This window comes from Curtobacterium sp. BH-2-1-1 (genome assembly GCF_001806325.1).
Lineage (GTDB): Bacteria > Actinomycetota > Actinomycetes > Actinomycetales > Microbacteriaceae > Curtobacterium.
Window position 1 is genome coordinate 872746 of the sequence record NZ_CP017580.1, and the last position, 15682, is coordinate 888427.

The 15682-nt window shown below is 72.8% G+C and carries 14 protein-coding genes; 2 read left to right on the forward strand and 12 right to left on the reverse strand.

Features of this window, described 5'->3' with window-relative positions; all coding sequences use genetic code 11:
- Positions 1-24: 24 nt before the first annotated feature.
- From glmU to BJK06_RS04040, 12 genes are all read right to left on the reverse strand, one after another.
- Positions 25-1458 (reverse strand): bifunctional UDP-N-acetylglucosamine diphosphorylase/glucosamine-1-phosphate N-acetyltransferase GlmU, encoded by a 1434-nt coding sequence (gene glmU, locus BJK06_RS03985; RefSeq protein ID WP_070416796.1) that lies wholly within the window; start codon positions 1456-1458, stop codon positions 25-27.
- A gap of 126 nt (positions 1459-1584) precedes the next feature.
- Positions 1585-2055, reverse strand: coding sequence for a hypothetical protein (locus BJK06_RS03990; RefSeq protein WP_070416797.1), 471 nt, complete (start codon positions 2053-2055; stop codon positions 1585-1587).
- Positions 2056-2166: 111 nt separating this feature from the next.
- Positions 2167-2580 (reverse strand): hypothetical protein, encoded by a 414-nt coding sequence (locus BJK06_RS03995; protein WP_070416798.1) that lies wholly within the window; start codon positions 2578-2580, stop codon positions 2167-2169.
- A gap of 104 nt (positions 2581-2684) precedes the next feature.
- Positions 2685-4556, reverse strand: a complete 1872-nt coding sequence (locus BJK06_RS04000) for an alpha/beta hydrolase (RefSeq protein ID WP_070416799.1) — start codon at positions 4554-4556, stop codon at positions 2685-2687.
- On the reverse strand, positions 4553-4846 hold the full coding sequence (locus tag BJK06_RS18445; protein ID WP_070416800.1) for a hypothetical protein: 294 nt from the start codon (positions 4844-4846) through the stop codon (positions 4553-4555). The genes BJK06_RS04000 and BJK06_RS18445 overlap by 4 nt, the downstream gene beginning before the upstream one ends.
- 68 nt (positions 4847-4914) lie before the next feature.
- On the reverse strand, positions 4915-6291 hold the full coding sequence (locus tag BJK06_RS04010; protein ID WP_070416801.1) for an MFS transporter: 1377 nt from the start codon (positions 6289-6291) through the stop codon (positions 4915-4917).
- A 142-nt stretch (positions 6292-6433) separates the two neighbouring features.
- Entirely contained in the window at positions 6434-7471 is a 1038-nt protein-coding gene (locus BJK06_RS04015) for an NAD(P)-dependent alcohol dehydrogenase (RefSeq protein ID WP_070416802.1), read from the reverse strand.
- Positions 7468-8736 carry an ROK family transcriptional regulator gene (locus BJK06_RS04020; RefSeq protein WP_070416803.1) on the reverse strand — a complete coding sequence of 423 codons (1269 nt, stop codon included), beginning with the start codon at positions 8734-8736 and terminating at the stop codon, positions 7468-7470. Before BJK06_RS04020 ends, BJK06_RS04015 begins: the two co-directional genes overlap by 4 nt.
- 41 nt (positions 8737-8777) lie before the next feature.
- On the reverse strand, positions 8778-9827 hold the full coding sequence (locus tag BJK06_RS04025) for a sugar phosphate isomerase/epimerase (RefSeq protein WP_070416804.1): 1050 nt from the start codon (positions 9825-9827) through the stop codon (positions 8778-8780).
- Between the two features lie 31 nt (positions 9828-9858).
- Positions 9859-10971: a Gfo/Idh/MocA family protein gene (locus BJK06_RS04030; protein WP_070416805.1), complete on the reverse strand. Its 1113-nt coding sequence runs from the start codon at positions 10969-10971 to the stop codon at positions 9859-9861.
- Positions 10956-11603, reverse strand: a complete 648-nt coding sequence (locus BJK06_RS04035; RefSeq protein WP_070419197.1) for a ThuA domain-containing protein — start codon at positions 11601-11603, stop codon at positions 10956-10958. Before BJK06_RS04035 ends, BJK06_RS04030 begins: the two co-directional genes overlap by 16 nt.
- Positions 11604-11654: 51 nt before the next feature.
- Entirely contained in the window at positions 11655-12833 is a 1179-nt protein-coding gene (locus BJK06_RS04040; RefSeq protein ID WP_070416806.1) for a Gfo/Idh/MocA family protein, read from the reverse strand.
- 97 nt (positions 12834-12930) lie between these two features.
- Here BJK06_RS04040 and xylA point away from each other — a divergent pair, with 97 nt between their 5' ends.
- Positions 12931-14124, forward strand: coding sequence for a xylose isomerase (gene xylA, locus BJK06_RS04045; protein ID WP_070416807.1), 1194 nt, complete (start codon positions 12931-12933; stop codon positions 14122-14124).
- Entirely contained in the window at positions 14117-15586 is a 1470-nt protein-coding gene (locus tag BJK06_RS04050) for a xylulokinase (protein ID WP_156794751.1), read from the forward strand. The genes xylA and BJK06_RS04050 overlap by 8 nt, the downstream gene beginning before the upstream one ends.
- Positions 15587-15682 lie beyond the last annotated feature (96 nt).

The following is a 15682-nucleotide window of genomic DNA, read 5'->3' on the forward strand; positions in this document are numbered from 1 at the left end:
CCGTGTTGATCGGCCCGAGAGCCGTCAGATCTGTTCGCCGTTCGCGCGCCGAGCGGCCTCGGCAGCCGGCGAACCGGGTCGGTGTTCCTCGACCCATCCGTCGGTGTTGCGCTGTGGGGCGTAGCTGATCGCCAGCGACCCGGCAGGGACGTCCTTGCGGACGGTCGTACCCGCGCCGGTGTACGCTCCGTCACCAATCCTAACCGGGGCGACGAACACGTTGTGCGACCCTGTACGGACGTTCGAGCCGACCTCGGTCCGGTGCTTGTGCACCCCGTCGTAGTTCGCCGTGATCGTGTTCGCGCCGATGTTCGAGTCCTCGCCCACCTCGGCGTCGCCGATGTACGACAGGTGCGGCACCTTGCTGCCCCGGCCGATCGTCGCGTTCTTCGTCTCGACGAAGGTGCCGATCTTGCCTCCGTCGCCGAGGATCGTGCCCGGACGCAGGTAGGCGAACGGTCCGACGGAGGCGCCGTCACCGATCACCGCGAGGGTCGCGTCGACGCGGTTCACCACGGCGCCGACGCCGACCTCGGTGTCCCGCAGGGTGGTGTCCGGCCCGACGACCGCGCCCGAGGCGATCGCGGTGGCGCCGATGAGCTGGGTGCCCGGGAGGACCTCGGCGTCGGGTTCGATCGAGACGTCGAGGTCGATCCACGTCGTCGCCGGGTCCTGCACCGTGACGCCGGCGAGCTGGTGCCGACGGACGATGCGCGCGTTCAGCACCCGGGCGGCGTCGGAGAGTTGCGCCCGGTCGTTGATGCCGGCGACCAGCCACGGGTCGGTCAGCGTGACGACGTCGATGCGCGCGCCCCGCGCTCCGATGAGTGCCGGCGCGTCGGTGATGTACTTCTCGCCCTGCGCGTTCGCCGTGGTGAGCGACGGCAGGACCGCACGGAGGTGCGTGATGTCGAAGGCGTAGATGCCCGCGTTGGCCTCGGTGATCGTCAGCTGCTCGGCGGTCGCGTCCTTGTGCTCGACGACCCCGACGAACGCCCCGTCGGCGTCGCGGACGATGCGGCCGAGGCCCGTCGGGTCCGGTGCGATCGCGCTCACGAAGGTGGCGCCGTTGCCGCCGCCGACGTGGGCGTCCACGAGTGCTCGGAGCGACACCGCGTCGAGCAGCGGCACGTCGCCGGACAGCACGACGACGGCGCCGTCGAAGTCCGCCGGCAGCGCCTCGACCGCGACCTCGACCGCACGGCCGGTGCCGGGGACGTCGTCCTGGTCGACCACGATGGCGTCGGGGGCACGCTCGGTGACCTCGGCCGCGACGAGCTCCCGTTCGTGCCGCACGACGACGGCGACGTGCTCGGGCTCGAGGGACGACGCCGTCCGGAGCACGTGCGCGATGAGCGGCAGCCCGGCGAGGCGGTGCAGGACCTTCGGGGTGGACGACTTCATGCGCGTGCCCTGCCCGGCGGCGAGGACGACGACGGCGATGCGCTGGTCGGTCATGGCTCCATCCTGGCGCACGCTCGCTGCGGAGTCCGGCGGAACCGCGCCACGGGCGCAACCGTGCGCGGAACCGCAGCCTGCAGGCGGGCCGGCACCGGGCCTCCTGGCACCGCCCGACGGGAGGCGTCAGCCGAGGTCCGCCGCGTCACCCGTGCCGCACTTCGACACGCCGCTCATGGTGGTCTTGGTCGTCGCCGCGCCGAACTGGATGCGCTCGACGGCGCCGCCGCCGCCGTTCACCAGGTACCGCTTCGCACCCGACGTCATCTCGTCCGTCGAGTACTCCACCTTCAGTCCGTCCGCCACCCAGGCCGTGCCCACCGCCTTCGTCAGGGCCTCCGGGTCGTCGACGCCCGCACCGGTCCGGACGATGTTGTAGAGCGCGCCCGCCGAGCCGTCCGCGAGCACGCAGTCCTGCGCGTACTCGTCGGACTGGTCCGCGTCCCAGTCGACCCCCGAACGGCGCATCGTCTCCTCGACGGAGTCTGCCACCTGTCGGCGCTGGTGCTCTGCGGTCGGTGCAGCCTGCACGGTGTCCTCCTTGGTCGGGGTGCCCGCCGCGCAGCCCGCGAGCAGGATCGTGGCGAGCAGCACCATCCCGATCGTCGTCGATCGCCTGGAGGAGATCGGCGTCGAACGCCGCCCCCACACGCTCACCCGAGCTCCGATGCCACGACGACCGCAGGGGCGCGCACGGACGCCCGCACCTCAGCCGAGGTCCGCTGCGTCACCCGTCCCGCAGCGGGAGACCGCGGCGAGCGAGCTTCGAACGGTCGCCGCCCCGAACTGGATGCGCTCGACGGCACCACCCGCCCCGTTGACGACGAACTGCCGGCTGCCGTCGTTGAGCGACGACTCCGAGTACTTGACGGTCAACCCGTCCGCAGCCCACGACCGGCCGACGGTCCGCACCGCAGCCTCGGGGTCGGGAACTCCCGCGCCGATGCGGGCGAGGTTGTAGAGCGCTCCGGACGTGCCGTCACCGAGGAGGCACTCCTGGGCGTACTCGTTCGCCTGCGAGTCGTCCCACGTGACGCCCGACGTCCGCATGGTCGCGTCGACGTAGGCGGCGGCGAGATCACGCTGGTGCTGGACGGTCGGTGTGCTCGGTGTGGTCTCCACGGAGGTGCCTCCTGTCGGCGGACCCGAACACGCGGCGAGCGCCAGTGTCAGGGCGAGGGTCAGGGCGAGTGCGGGCCCGGCTGCCGTGCCTCGCGGGCGTCCGATCACAGTGTCGGTCCCATCAGGTTGTCGAAGTAGTCCTGCTGCAGGGCGCTCACCCCGGCGTCGTCCGCGGGAGTGAGGTCCTTGCCTCCCACGAACGTAGCCTGCGCGACGTTGTCGAGCGACTCGGTCCCGAGGTTGAAGTACCCCTGGCTGCCGCCGTAGCCGATCGGGTCGTGTGTGGTCACGCCGGCACCCTCGCCGGGGTCCCCACCGTTCGTCCCGAAGGTCGTCGCGCCGAACGAGGCGTCCATCGGGTCCTGGCGACCGCTGCCTGCTCGGCCGACCCAGGCCCACTGGTCTCGCGGGTCGTCCGTGAACGGGATACCGGGGCTCCCCTGGCCGGCGTAGACGTGGTCCGCCGCGATACCAGACGCACCTCCGACGTCCTGCTCGATGCCTGCCGAGGCGACGCTGACGAAGGAATCGACGTGCACACCGTGATCGTGGAGCGCGTCCGATGCCACCGTGGTCCCGTAGGAGTGCCCGACCACGTTGAGTGTCGGCGAATCGGGACGCGCCGCCCCGAAGCCGACGAGGTCGGCACTGAGCCGGTCCGCCCCGGCCCGGGCCGCGTCGCCGTGCAGGACACCCATCGTGGTGAGGCCGCTCGGTACCGGCGGCGCCTCGTAGTTCATCCACGCGACGACCGCGTGCTCGGCGCCGGTCGCGTTCTTGCCCTCCTGCGCCGTCCAGAGGTTCTGGGCCGCGGTGGTCCACCCGGTCGTGTCCTTGGTCGTCGTGCCCATCCCGGGCACCATGTACGTCACGTTCTCCGCGGTGTCCACGTCACCGACCGCCACCGCAGCGAGCGGCGGCTGGTGGTCGGTGGCGAGGGTGAGCAACGCGCGACCGGGCTTCGCCGTCGACGCCAGGGTCTTCTCGATGTTCCGGTACGCGTCGAGGTTCGCCTGCGCCGCCTCGATCGACTGGTCCGCCGCCTGCGACGCCGGCCACCCGAGCCCCACGCGCCGGTCCTTCGCGTCCGCGAGGTCCTGCTCGGCCTGGGCCACGGCCGACACGAGCGTCATCCGGTTCGCCCGGTCCCGCGCCCAGGCAGGCAGCCCCGCGAGGTTGCCGACGACCGCGGGCAGCGATGCGATGAGCGCGTCCTGGGCGGGGGTGTGCTCGGCGCCGGTCGTGTCCTTCCCACCGCCGAGGGTCTTCCAGAGCGCGGCGACCTCGTCGGGCGACATGTCGGCGATGCGGTCGGCGAGGTTGCGGTCGAGCATCAGGAGCGCGCCGAGTTCGGTCGGCGACAGGCCCGCGAGGATCGACGCGAGGTCCTCGTCGGACGCGCCGACACCACGTCCCTCGATGCTGCCGAGGCGTCCGAGCGTCTCGGGGCCGGTGATCACCCGGAGCAGCGCCTGGTCGGCCGTCGTGCGGTCCTGCACGAGCTGCTCCCACTGGGCGTCGAGCGCTGCGGACCGGTCGCCGGCGTCGGCGATCGCCCGCTCCGCGTTCGCGAGGCTCTTGGCGTCCGCCTCGGTCGCGTCGTCGGCCTTCGCGGCGGAGCGCAGCGTCGGCAGTGTGAGCTGCTGTCCGGCGAGCTCGGCCGCGACGGTCCCGCGCTGCAGGCGGATCGCGTCCGCATCGTCCTTGATGCGCTGGACGTCCTTCGCGTACTGGTCGAAGGCGTCCCCGGCGGCGTCGAAGAGCGCCACGAGGCCGGACGCGCTCGGCCGCATCTCGTCGAGCAGCGCCGCGAAGCGGGTCTGCGCGTCGCCCTTCCACGTCGGCGATGCGGTGACGTCGGACGCCGAGGCGATCTTCGCCAGGGCGTCCTGCACGGCGTCGGCCCGGTCGTGCCAGTGCTTCCCGAGGGCGGTGATGCCGGCGGGGTCGCCGACGTCCGGCTCCTCGCCGCTCACTTGCCGTCCGCCTGCTTCGCGAGGGCGGCTTCCTGCGCGTCGACCTGCGCACCGAGGTCGTGCGGGAAGGTCGCGGCCTGTTCGAGGGCTGCGTCGACGGCGTCGATCATGCCCTGGTGGGCGAGCGACAGGCCGGCGGTGCGGCTGACCACCTCGGTCACGCCGAGGCACCCGGTGTCGAGGCCCGTGAACCGGGCGGTGTCCGCACCGAGTGCGGTCCGGGCGTCGGTCAGCGCGGTCGCGACCGCCGCGAGCGTCTCCGACTCGATCCGCAGTTCTGCGGCCCCCATGTGTTCCCCCCGTCGTTCCCCCGTGGACGTCGGAGACGATAGCACCACGGTCTCCGACACGCTCGGACTCAGCGCCCGTCCACCGGCTCCCGCTTGACGAACGCCATGAGCACCAGCCCCGCCACCAGCACCACGACGACCCCGAGGATCCCGTACCGCGTCGACCCGCCGACCGTCACCGCCACCCCGAAGAGCGCCGGCGCGAGGAACGACGCCGCGCGCCCGGTCGTGGCGTACAGGCCGAAGAGCTCGCCCTCGCGGCCGGGCGTCGCCAACCGCGCCAGGTACGCTCGCGAGGACGACTGGACCGGCCCGACGAACAGCGCCAGCGTCAGGCCGAGGACCCAGAAGCCCGCGGTGACGTTCCCCACCGCGAACACGCCGATCCCGCACACCGCGAGCCCGACGAGCGACACCGTGATGATCGCGCGTGAACCGAACCGGTCGTCGAGCCTGCCGGACAGGAACGTGGCGATGCCCGCGACGATGTTGGCCGCGATGGCGAAGAGGATCACCTGCGACGGGCTGAAGCCGAACACCTGCGCGGCGACGATCCCGCCGAAGGTGAACACGGCGCCGACGCCGTCGCGGAACACCGCGCTCGCCAGCAGGAACGCCAGGACGTTCCGGCGCTCGCGCCAGAGCCGGGCGATGTCCCGCCCGAGGTCCCGGTACGCCCCGAGCAGGCTGCCGGCGCGCGAACGGTCCGGCGCGGCCTCGGGGACGGTGACGAACAGCGGGATCGAGCTCACGGCGAGCCACACGGCGGCGATGCCGATCGCGACGCGGACGTCCCACTGCCCCGAGGCCACGGTCGCGGGCAGTTGCAGGAGCCCCGCGACGTCGCCCCCGCCGAAGTCCTGGATGCAGAGCACGAGCAGGACGACGAGCAGCACGATGCCGCCGAAGTACCCGGCCGCCCAGCCGATCGCCGAGACGCGTCCGGTCTGCTCCCCCGATGCGACCTGTCCGAGCATCGCGTTGTAGCCGACGCTCGCGATCTCGTAGGCGACGGTCCCGATGCCGAGCAGGGCCGCCCCGAGCAGCAGGTACGGCTGGCTCGGCGCGACGAACACCATGCCGCCGATCGAGAGCGCGATGCCGATCGTGGCGATGAGCACCGACCGGCGCCGGTGCCCGGAGGTGTCCGCCAGGCGGCCGACCGCCGGGGCCACGAGCGCGACGACGATGCCGGCGATCGTCAGTGCCGTCGAGACGACGGCCGCGTTGTGCGCGAGCTCCCGCTCGACGACCGCCTTCCCGGCGGCGGACGTGTCGGCGACGAGCGCCGGGTCGACGAACGCGCGGCTCGCCAGGTACGTGCTGAAGACGAAGGTCGTCACGACCGCGTTGAACGCCGCGGATCCCCAGTCCCACAGGGCCCAGGACACGAGGGCGCGGCGGTCGGTGCGCTGCGGCACGGCAGCCGCCGGTGAAGCCGTCATGCGCGAACCGTAGCGCGTCCGGGTGTCGCGGCGGTGGCCCCAGTGGGGGCGTCCCGACGCGGGTCGCGTGCCCTGGTGGCGACTCCAGGACGGACGGGAGGGACGGTGCGGGCCCGCCCCGTCCCTCCCGTCCGTCGTCCGGTCACGTCGCGGACGGCGCGCCACCCGGGTAGACGACCGACTTGAGCGACTCGGGGTCGGTGTCGCTCTCGAGGGCCTCGCGGACGTCGCCGAGGCCGAAGCGACCCGTGACCAGCGAGTCCAGGTCCACCTGCCCAGACGCGACGAGCTCGATCGCGACCGGCCACGTGCCGGTGTACCGGAAGATGCCGGTGACGGTGACCTCGAGGTTCTGGATGTGCTCGACCGGCAGCGTCATCTCGGAGTTGCCGAGCCCGACGAGGACGGCGGCCCCGGCCGGTCCCACGGCCGTGATGCCGTCGGAGACGGCCCGCGGTGCACCACTGGCGTCGATGAAGGCGTCGAACGGCGGCAGGTCGGACGCCACGGAGACCACGGTGGGGTCGACGGTCTCGGTCGCGCCGAAGGAGAGCGCGCGCTCGCGGCGCTCCGGGACGAGGTCGCTGATGACGATCCGCGAGGCGCCGAACGCCCTCGCGGCCTGCGCGCAGATGATGCCGATCGGACCGGCCCCGGCGATGAGCACGCTCGACCCGGGGACGATCCCGGCCTTGCGGACCGCGGCGATGCCGACGGAGAGGGGTTCGAGCAGGGCTCCGGCCTCGAACGACACCGAGTCGGGCAGCGTGTGCGCGAACTCGGACTCGATCGTGACGAACTCGGCGAACGCCCCGTCCACCGGCGGCGTCGCGTAGAAGCGCATGTGCGGGCAGAGGTTGTACCGCCCGGCGAGGCACTGGGCGCAGCGGTGGCACGGTCGCTGCGGCTCGATCGCCACGCGCTCCCCGACGCGGGACGGGTCGACGCCCTCGCCGACCGCGGTGATCGTGCCGGAGAGCTCGTGGCCGAGCACGAGGGGCTCCTCGACGACGAAGTCCCCGATCCGGCCGTGCCGGTAGTAGTGCACGTCGGAGCCGCACACGCCGACCGCGGCGACCCGGACGAGGACGTCGCCGGGGTCGACCGCGGGGACGGGGCGGTCCTCGACGGTGAGGTCCTGGGTGCCGAGCAGCACGCTGACGCGCTGGGTGGAGGTCATGCGGTTCTCGCTTCCTCGGCCGCGTCGTCGCGGCCGGACGGATGGATGGTCGTGGGGGTGGGTGTGGCTGTGGCCGGCACCGCGTCGGTGATCCGGTCCGGGTCGCGCAGCAGGGCGCCGAACGCGATCTCGGCGGCCCCGTGCACGAGCACGTCGGACCCGAGCGCGGCCGGCACGATACGGAGCCGGTCGGCGGTCCCGGTCATCGACTGCGCTCGGACGTCGTCGAGGATCCGGTCGCCGACGTGGTCGAGCAGCACGCCGAGGAAGCCGCCGAGCACGACGACCGACGGGTTCACGGTGTGGATCGCGTTGCGGAGGGCCGTGGCGAGGGCGGCCACCTGGCGATCCACGACCCGTTCGACCTCGGGTCGGCCCTCAGCGAGCGCCGCGGCGAGGGCGACCAGGTCGTCCGGAGCGGTCCCGGCCGCGGTCGCCAGGGCGTCACGGGAGGCCTCGGTCTCGAGGCAGCCGACGGCACCGCAGTGACACCGGATGCCGTTCGCCGCGACGAAGGTGTGTCCGAGTTCGCCCGCGTACCCGTCGGCACCGCTCAGCGGTCGGCCGGCCGTGATGACCCCGCCGCCGATGCCGCTCGCGCCGCCGTTGAGGTACACGAGGTCGTCGACGCCCCGGCCGCTGCCGGCGAGCCGTTCCGCCCAGGCGCCGAGGTTGGCGTCGTTCGCGGCCCGCACCGGCAGCCCGGTCCGTTCGGCGAGGGGCCCGGCGAAGGGCGCGTCGTGCCAGCCGAGGTGCGGTGCGTACTGGACGGTCCCGTCCTCGACTCGGACCGTCCCGGGCACGGCGACCCCGATCCCGACGAGCCGGAGCGTCGCGGTGCCGGCCGACCCCGGACGGATCCGGTCGAGCAGCCCGGCGACGGTCTCGACCGCTTCGCCGGGCGTGGGCGGACGGTGCTGCGGTTCGACGAGGCGGCTCCGCACCGTGCCGTCGAGCCCGACGAGGGCGACCGAGACGGCGTCGACCTCGACCGTGACCGCGGCGGCCACGACGTCCGGCGCGGCCCGGACGACCGGACTCGGCCGCCCGACGCCGGTCCCCGGTGCACCGGCTGCGGGGAGGTCCTCGTGGAGGAGGCCGCGGTCGACGAGTTCACCGACGAGCGCGAGGGTCGTCGAGCGGTTCAGACCGGTGCGCCGGGTGATCTCGGCGCGGGTGATCGGCCCCTCCTCGTGGACGAGCCGGAGGACGCGCGCCGCGTTGCCCGGCGCGGGCGCAGGCGTCGCGGCGGTCGTGCTCGTCATCGGTCCCTCGTCGTGGTCGGTGGGCGGGTGGTGGCGGCGCGCTACCGCGAGCGCGAGAACGCCGCGTCGAACGCGGCCTCGGGCGGCGCGATCGTGCCCAGCTTCCGGACGAACGCCAGTGCCTCCGGCCCGCCGACGAGCCGGTCCATGCCGGCGTCCTCCCACTCGACACTCGTCGGCCCGGCGTACCCGATGTGGTTCAGCACGCGGAACACCCGCTCCCACGGCACGTCCCCGTGCCCGGCGGTGACGAAGTCCCACCCGCGCCGGGGGTCGCCCCACGGCAGGTGCGACGACAGTCGTCCGTTGCGCCCGTCGAGCTGCTTCACCGACTCCTTGCAGTGCACGTGGTACACGCGGTCGGCGAAGTCGAGCAGGAACGCGGCGGGGTCGAGGTCCTGCCAGACGAAGTGCGACGGGTCGAAGTTGAACCCGAACGCGGGGCGGTCGGCGAACACCTCGAGCGTCCGCTTCGCCGTCCAGTAGTCGTAGGCGATCTCGGAGGGGTGCACCTCGAGCGCGAAGCGGACGCCGACCTCCTCGAACACGTCGAGGATCGGCGACCACCGGTCGTGGAAGTCCTGGTACCCGGCGTCGATCATCGACGCGGGCACGGGTGGGAAGCCCGCGACGGTCTTCCAGATCGAGGATCCGGAGAACCCGGTGACGGTGTCGACCCCGAGCGCCGCGGCGGCACGCGCGGTCCACTGCAGTTCCTCGGCGGCACGCTGCCGGACGCCCTCGGGGTCGCCGTCGCCCCATACGTGCGGCGCGAGGATGTCCTCGTGCCGCTGGTCGATCGGGTCGTCGCACACGGCCTGGCCGGTGAGGTGGTTCGCGATCGTCCAGACCTGCAGCCCGTTGCGCTCCAGGATCGCCGTGCGGTCCGCGACGTACGCCGGGTCCGTCGCGGCGCGGCGGACGTCGAGGTGGTCGCCCCAGCAGGCGATCTCGAGGCCGTCGTACCCCCACTCGCCGGCGAGACGTGCGACCTCCTCGAAGGGCAGGTCGGCCCACTGGCCGGTGAAGAGGGTGACCGGCCTGGAGGCGCGGGTCGTCCCCGCCTCGTCGGTTCCGTCCGTCGTCGTCATCGTCGTCGTCCTTCCTCGCTGCGTGTGCTGGTCACCATGATCCCGGGGTCGCGCCGGCGGGGACCGTCTCCGGCCGGTCGACGCGGGACGCCACCGTGACGACGGTGTGCTCCCGCGAGGCGGTCTGGACGGCCTCCATGACCTCGAGCACGTGGAACGCGAGGTCCCCCGACGCCCGGTGTGGCCGGTCGGTCGCGATCGCGTGCGCCATGTCCGCGAGTCCGTACCCGCGGCCGGCGTCGGCGTACCCGGCCGACACGGGCAGCTCGCGCCACTCGCGGTCGTCGGCCGTCGCGATCGACACCGGGTCCGAGAAGCGGTTCGGGTCCGGGACGGCGAGACTGCCCGCGGTGCCGTGCACCTCGAACAGCGGCGCCCGGGTCGCCCACACCTCGAACGAGACGGTGACCGTGGAGACGACTCCGCTGGCGTGTTCGAGCACGGCGACGACGTGGGTGTCGACGTCGACGGGGATCGGTGCGCCGGCGAACGGCCCGGTCGCGATGGTCCGCTCACGGGTCGACCGGGTGGCGCTCCCGCTGACCCGGGCGACGGGGCCGAAGAACTGCACGAGGCTCGTCAGGTAGTACGGCCCCATGTCGAGCAGCGGGCCGCCGCCGGGCTGGTAGTAGAACGCCGGCGCCGGGTGCCAGAGTTCGTGCCCCGGGGCGCTCCACGACACCGCGGCACCGACCGGGTCGCCGATCAGCCCGTCGTCGAGTGCTGCGCGCGCGGTCTGGATCCCCGTCCCGAGCACTGTGTCCGGCGCGCTGCCGACCCGCAGGCCCGAGCGTTCGGCCAGTTCGAGCACCGGTGCGGCCTCGGCCGTCGCGAGTGCGAGCGGCTTCTCGCCGTAGACGTGCTTGCCGGCGTCGAGGGCCCGGGTGGCCACCTCGGCGTGCGCGGCCGGGATCGTCAGGTTGAGCACGACGTCGACGTCGTCCGCGGCGAGGAGCTCGTCGACGCTCGTGCCCCGGACGCCCTGGGCGTCGCCGACCGACCGGGCACGGTCGACGTCGAGGTCCGCCACGGCCGTGAGCGCCAGGCCGGGCAGCGCCGGGAAGTGCTCGAAGTACTGCTGGCTGATGTTGCCGACACCGACGACACCGACCCGCAGTGCCGGACCGTTCACCGGGCTGCCCACAGGAGTCCCCTCTCGATGATCGTGCGGAGCGGCTGCGACTCGACGACCTCGAGCCGGTGCCCGGGTGCCGAGACGAACACGCGTCCCTCGCCCCACTGCCGGGTCCAGATCGCCGGCGCCGTGACCGGACGGTTCCAGGCGTCGAAGTCCCGCGCCTCCTGCGTGGTCGTCGCCAGCACGTCGTTGTACTCGTCGGAGAGCACCCAGTACTGCTCGGTCACGAGGTCGAAGTCCTCGATGCCCTGCGTGATCGGGTGCTCGTGGCCGAGGTCGGTGATGTGCACCGTGTACGGGATGTAGTTGTCGGACTGCTCGCCGGTGCGCTCCGACGGGTGCTTGCCCGCGTGGTGCGCGAACTGGCCGCCGATCATGTGGAGGTAGTCGGCGGTGTTGCGGAACGCGTCCGCGATCCCGCCGTGCCAGCCCGCGAGGCCGGCGCCGCCGAGGACGGCCCGCTGCAGCCCGGCGAACTCGTCGTCGGCGATGGTGGACATCGTGACGACCTGCACGATCAGGTCGACGTCCGCCATGACCGACTCGTCGGCGTACACCGCGGTCGAGTCCGACACCTGCACGTCGAACCCGTTGTCCCGCAGGAACGGCACGAACGCGTCGGTGGTCTCGACCGGCATGTGCCCGTCCCACCCGCCGCGCACGACGAGGGCGTGCTTCGTCGGAGCCACTCAGATCACCGTCCAGGCGCTGCCGTCGGCGGCGCTCCGCTCGACCGCGTCGAGGACCCGCTGCACGTGCAGCCCGTCCTCGAACGACGGCGACGGGTCGGTGCCCGCGACGATCGCCTCGACGAAGTCCTTCACCTCGTGGCTGAAGGTGTGCTCGTACCCGATGAGGTGCCCGGTCGGCCACCAGGCGGCCATGTACGGGTGCTCGGGCTCGGTGACGAGGATCCGCTGGAAGCCCTGCTCGCCCGCGGGGGCGGTGGCGTCGTAGAAGCGCAGCTCGTTCATCGACTCGAGGTCGAACTGGATCGCACCCGCCGACCCGCTGATCTCGAGCGTCAGGCCGTTCTTCCGGCCGGTCGCGTAGCGCGTCGCCTCGAACGTGCCGATCGCTCCGTCGGCAGCGCCACCGGCGAGCCGTCCGAGGAAGAAAGCAGCGTCGTCGACGGTGACCTGCCCGCGTTCGGTCGAGGCGGTGCCGGACAGCCCGACGCCTTCGGCCATCAGCGGTCGTTCGGTCACGAAGGTCTCGAGGGTGCCGGACACGGTCGACAGCTGTGCGCCTGTGACGTGCTCGACGAGGTCGATCGCGTGCGCGCCGATGTCGCCGAGCGAGCCGGAGCCGGCGAGCGCCTTGTCGAGCCGCCACGTCATCGGGCCGTCCTCGTCGGCGAGCCAGTCCTGCAGGTAGAGCGCGCGGACCTGTCGGACGGTGCCGAGCCTCCCGTCCTCCACCAGCCGCTTCGCGAACGCGATGGCGGGCACCCGGCGGTAGCTGAAGCCGACCATCGCGCGGACGCCGTCCGCCCGTGCGGCGGCGGCCGCCGCGGTCATCGCCTCGGCCTCGGCGACGGTGTTGGCGAGGGGCTTCTCGCACAGGACGTGCTTGCCGGCCTCGAGCGCCGCGATCGCGACCTCGACGTGGGACGAGCCGGGCGAGCAGATGTCGACGACGTCGATGTCCGGGTCGGTGACCACGGCGCGCCAGTCGGTGGACGCGGCCTGCCAGCCGTACTGCTGCCGCGCCGCCTCGGTCCGTTCCGGGTCACGGCCGACGATGACGGCCATCTCCGGTTCGACCCCGAGGTCGAAGAACCTCGGTGCGATGCGCCACCCCTGTGAGTGCGCGGCTCCCATGAAGCCGTGGCCCACCATGGCCACTCGAAGTCGGTCCTGTGCCATCCGCTCGCTCCCTTGCGATCACGTCCTTGCCAGAGTCAACACTACCGCTTATGTTGGGCGCGGCAACATTTTGTTTCGACGACGAACGGTGACCACCATGGCAACGACGCCCACCCGTGCAGACAAGTTCTCCTTCGGTCTCTGGACCATCGGCTACAACGGATCCGACCCCTTCGGCGGCCCGACCCGCCCCGCCCTCGACGTGGTCGAGGCCGTCGAGAAGCTCGACGAGCTCGGCGCCTACGGCCTGACCTTCCACGACGACGACCTCTTCGCGTTCGGCTCGACCGACGCCGAGCGCCAGACGCAGATCGACCGCCTGAAGGGCGCCCTCGACGCCACCGGCATCGTCGTGCCGATGGTCACGACGAACCTCTTCTCCGCCCCGGTGTTCAAGGACGGCGGCTTCACCTCGAACGACCGCCAGGTGCGCCGGTTCGCGCTCCGCAAGGTCCTGCGCAACATCGACCTCGCCGCCGAGCTCGGCGCGTCGACGTTCGTGATGTGGGGCGGCCGCGAGGGTGCCGAGTACGACAGCGCGAAGGACGTGCAGGCCGCGCTCGAGCGCTACCGCGAGGCCGTGAACCTCCTCGCCCAGTACGTCACCGACAAGGGCTACGGCATCCGGTTCGCCATCGAGCCGAAGCCGAACGAGCCCCGCGGCGACATCCTGCTGCCGACCCTCGGCCACGCCATCGCGTTCACCGAGACGCTCGAGCGCCCGGAACTCTTCGGCATCAACCCCGAGGTCGGCCACGAGCAGATGGCCGGGCTGAACTTCACGGCCGGCATCGCCCAGGCGCTCTACCAGGGCAAGCTCTTCCACATCGACCTCAACGGTCAGCGCGGCATCAAGTACGACCAGGACCTCGTCTTCGGGCACGGCGACCTGCAGAACGCGTTCTCGCTCGTCGACCTGCTCGAGCACGGTGCACCCCAGGGCGGCCCGGCGTACGACGGCCCCCGCCACTTCGACTACAAGCCGAGCCGCACCGAGGACATCACGGGCGTCTGGGACTCCGCGGCCGCGAACATGCGCATGTACCTCCTGCTCAAGGAACGTGCGCAGGCGTTCCGCGCCGACCCCGAGGTGCAGGCAGCGCTCGAGGCCTCGAAGGTCGGCGAGCTCAGCACCCCCACCCTGAACGACGGCGAGTCGTACGACGCGTTCCTCGCCGACCGCTCCGCGTTCGAGGACTTCGACGCCGACGCGTACTTCGGCGGCAAGGGCTTCGGCTTCGTGAAGCTGCAGCAGCTCGCCATCGAGCACCTCATGGGCGCTCGTGGCTGACCTGGTCGCCGGGGTCGACTCGTCGACCCAGTCCTGCAAGGTCACGATCCGTGACGCCGCGACCGGCGCCGTCGTCCGGGAGGGCCGCGCGTCCCACCCGGACGGCACGTCCGTCGACCCCCGCCACTGGTGGGACGCGCTCGGTACCGCCGTTGCGGACGCCGGCGGGCTCGCCGACGTCGGCGCCGTCGCGATCGCCGGGCAGCAGCACGGCATGGTCGCGGTGGACGCGGACGGCCGCGTGGTCCGCGACGCGCTGCTGTGGAACGACGTCCGCAGTGCCGACGCGGCCGCGCAGATGGTCGCGGAGCTGGGCCAGGAGGCATGGGTCGCCCGCACGGGTCTGGTGCCGGTGGCGTCGTTCACCGGTACCAAGCTGCGGTGGCTCCGCGACGCGGAGCCCGAGAACGCCGGCCGGGTCGCGGCCGTCGCCCTCCCCCACGACTGGTTGTCGTGGCGGCTGCGCGGGTACGGTCCGGCCGACGAGAGTCCGCTCGGCCCCGACCTCGACGCCCTCGCCACCGACGGTTCCGACGCCAGCGGCACGGCCTACTGGGACCCGGTGCGGCGCGAGTACGACGCGGAGCTGTTCGAGTCGGCGCTCGGACGACCGATGCGCGTCGCCGGTGCCACGGGCTCCCCGGACTCGGTCGTCGTGCCGCGGGTCGTCCTGCCCGACGAGGCGATGGGCACGCTCACCGCGGACGTCCAGCTGCCGAACGACGCCGTGGCACCCTCGGGGCTCCTCGTCGGCGCCGGACTCGGCGACAACGCCGGGGCAGCGCTCGGCCTCGGACTCGGCCCGGGTGACGTCGCGGTGTCCCTCGGCACGAGCGGCACGGTCTTCGGGGTCACCGGCGCCGAGGTGCGCGACCCGAGCGGGACCGTGGCGGGCTTCGCCGACGGGAGCGGGTCGCGCCTCCCGATCGTCACGACGCTCAACGCGGCGCGCGTGCTCGAGGTGATCGGCGGCCTGCTCGGCGTGGACCACGACGCGCTCGGCGAGCTGGCGCTGCAGGCGCCGGCGGGTGCCGACGGGCTCGTGCTCGTGCCGTACTTCGTCGGCGAGCGCACGCCGAACCGACCGGACGCGACGGCCTCGCTGCTCGGCATGACGCCGGGGACGACGGACCGGGCGCACCTCGCCCGGGCCGCGGTCGAGGGGATGCTGTGCGCGCTCGCGGACGGCCTCGCGGCGGTCGAGGGCACCGGTGTCACCGTCGAGCGGCTGCTGCTCATCGGCGGTGCCGCACGCAACGAGGCCGTGCGGGTCGTCGCTGCGCAGGTGTTCGGTCGTGACGTCCGCGTGCCGGAGCCGGGCGAGTACGTGGCGGCCGGCGCGGCGAAGCAGGCGGCGTGGGTGCTCACCGGGAGCCTGCCGGCGTGGGAGACGGCGACCACGGTCGTGGCCGGCGACCCGCACCCCGAGGTGCTCGAGCAGTACCGGGCCGCCGCGCGCTGAGCGGCTGCTCGTTCGTTCGTCCGTCCGTTCGTCCGTTCGTCCGTTCGTCCGTCCGTGCGTTCGTCCGTTCGTCCGTTCGTCCGTTCGCGGACACAC

Excerpts from the sequence above, each read along its gene's own strand:
- xylA (WP_070416807.1), top strand. The coding sequence starts at position 12,931 with ATGGCAACGACGCCCACCCGTGCAGACAAGTTCTCCTTCGGTCTCTGG.
- BJK06_RS04035 (WP_070419197.1), bottom strand. The coding sequence starts at position 11,603 with ATGCCGGTCGAGACCACCGACGCGTTCGTGCCGTTCCTGCGGGACAAC.
- BJK06_RS04040 (WP_070416806.1), bottom strand. The coding sequence starts at position 12,833 with ATGGCACAGGACCGACTTCGAGTGGCCATGGTGGGCCACGGCTTCATG.
- glmU (WP_070416796.1), bottom strand. The coding sequence starts at position 1,458 with ATGACCGACCAGCGCATCGCCGTCGTCGTCCTCGCCGCCGGGCAGGGC.
- BJK06_RS04025 (WP_070416804.1), bottom strand. The coding sequence starts at position 9,827 with ATGACGACGACGGACGGAACCGACGAGGCGGGGACGACCCGCGCCTCC.
- BJK06_RS04020 (WP_070416803.1), bottom strand. The coding sequence starts at position 8,736 with ATGACGAGCACGACCGCCGCGACGCCTGCGCCCGCGCCGGGCAACGCG.
- BJK06_RS04010 (WP_070416801.1), bottom strand. The coding sequence starts at position 6,291 with ATGACGGCTTCACCGGCGGCTGCCGTGCCGCAGCGCACCGACCGCCGC.
- BJK06_RS04015 (WP_070416802.1), bottom strand. The coding sequence starts at position 7,471 with ATGACCTCCACCCAGCGCGTCAGCGTGCTGCTCGGCACCCAGGACCTC.
- BJK06_RS03990 (WP_070416797.1), bottom strand. The coding sequence starts at position 2,055 with ATGGTGCTGCTCGCCACGATCCTGCTCGCGGGCTGCGCGGCGGGCACC.
- BJK06_RS18445 (WP_070416800.1), bottom strand. The coding sequence starts at position 4,846 with ATGGGGGCCGCAGAACTGCGGATCGAGTCGGAGACGCTCGCGGCGGTC.